1 protein-coding gene is annotated in these 1934 nt (G+C 46.9%); it reads left to right on the top strand.

Annotated features, from left to right (window positions below):
- A partial coding sequence (locus WCO51_13165) for a DNA gyrase C-terminal beta-propeller domain-containing protein (protein MEI6514203.1) occupies positions 1 to 1809 on the top strand: 1809 nt, incomplete at its 5' end.
- Positions 1810 to 1934: the final 125 nt, after the last annotated feature.

Below are 1934 nucleotides of genomic sequence, written 5' to 3'. Positions count from 1 at the left end.
CTCATTGTTGGTCGCACTGGGATTGAGGATGCCTACCGCACAGGACGTGGCTCGATCACAATGCGTGCGGTTGTTAGCGTTGAAGAGATTAATAAGCGCACATGTTTGGTTGTGACAGAACTTCCATATCAAGTTAACCCGGATAACTTAGCTTTGAAAATTGCAGAACTAGTAAAAGAAGGCAAAATAAAAGGCATTGCTGATGTTCGCGATGAAGGCAACGAACGTCTGGGTCAACGTTTAGTAATTGTTTTGCGAAACGATGCAATTCCAAAGGTTGTTTTAAATAACCTATACAAGCAGACCCAACTCCAAGATACATTCGGCGCCAACATGTTGGCTCTTGTGGATGGCGTGCCACGAACACTGCGACTAGACGAATTCGTTCGTTACTACATCGAGCATCAAATCGAAGTAATCGTACGTCGCACTAAGTATCGCCTCGCCGAGAAAGAGCGTCGCGCGCACATCTTGCGCGGTTACCTCAAAGCCCTAGATGCACTCGATGCAGTAATTGCGCTTATCCGTGCTAGCTCGACTCCTGAAGAGGCCCGTACAGGGTTGATGAAGTTGCTTGATGTTGATGATATTCAAGCCAATGCAATTTTAGATATGCAATTGCGTCGTATCGCAGCATTGGAACGTCAGAAAATTAACGATGAGTATGACGGTTTAATGGCCGACATCATTGAATTAACCGCCATCCTGGCTAGTGAAGAAAAACAGCGTGAAATCGTCCAAAATGAGTTATTAGATCTTGTTGCAAAATATGGGGATGATCGCCGTACGCAGATCGTGGCGAGTGAAGGTGATTTCTCTGCCGAAGACTTAATACCCGATCAAGATGCAGTTGTAACCATCACACACACGGGTTATGCGAAACGCACTAAAGCAGATTTATACCGATCACAAAAACGTGGCGGTAAAGGTGTAAAGGGTGCAGCCCTCAAACAAGATGATGTGGTTGATCATTTCTTTGTTGCCTCAACCCATGACTGGTTATTGTTCTTTACAAATAAAGGACGGGTCTACCGCGCCAAAGTCCACGAGCTGCCTGATGCAGGAAGCGATGCTCGTGGACAGCATGTTGCTAACTTGATGGCATTTAAGCCAGACGAGGAAATCGCACAAGTTCTCTCCATTAAACGTTATGACGTTGAGCCATATCTCGTTTTAGCTACACGTAATGGTTTAGTGAAGAAAACTCCATTAACGGAGTACGACTCATCGCGAGCTGGCGGTCTCATTGCAATTTCACTTCGCGAAGGCGATGAAGTTGTTAGCGCCTCCCTCGTGAACGAAAAAGATGAAATCTTGTTGGTGTCACGAAAAGGAATGGCAACTCGATTCCCGGTTGATGATGTCTCACTTCGCCCTATGGGTCGCTCAACTTCTGGCGTAATCGGAATGAAGTTTCGACCTACCGATGAGCTCTTAACAATGGCCCGAATTAATACCCAAGAGTCGAATTTGTTGGTCTTCACCGCGACAGATGGTGGTTATGGCAAAAAGACTCCACTCGAGGAATATCGCCTTCAAGGCCGTGGTGGAATTGGCATCAAGGCAGCCAAGATCGATGAAGACTCTCGTGGGGTGCTTGTCAGCGCTTTGGTCATAAAAGATGAAGACGAAGTCTTGGCCATTACTTCGGCTGGAACAGTCATGCGAACACCTGCGTCCGAAGTACGCCAAACTGGACGTGACTCGATGGGCGTTCGCCTGGTTAATTTGGGTGAAGGAGTTCAGGTACTCTCTGTCACTAAGAGCTCGCAAGAGCCTGATGTTCCAGAAGATTCAACCGAAAACTAAATAGCGATTCAGGGACAACTAGATGCAACAGATGCAACTAGAAAAAAGGTGAGTTTGGGGGTTCCCCAACTTACCTGTAGCCTTACGCAGGTTTTCGGGCCTTTAGCTCAGCCTGGTTAGAGCGC

This window comes from bacterium, assembly GCA_037131655.1.
Lineage (GTDB): Bacteria > Armatimonadota > Fimbriimonadia > Fimbriimonadales > JBAXQP01 > JBAXQP01.
This window is presented reverse-complemented; position numbering and strand designations above follow the sequence as displayed.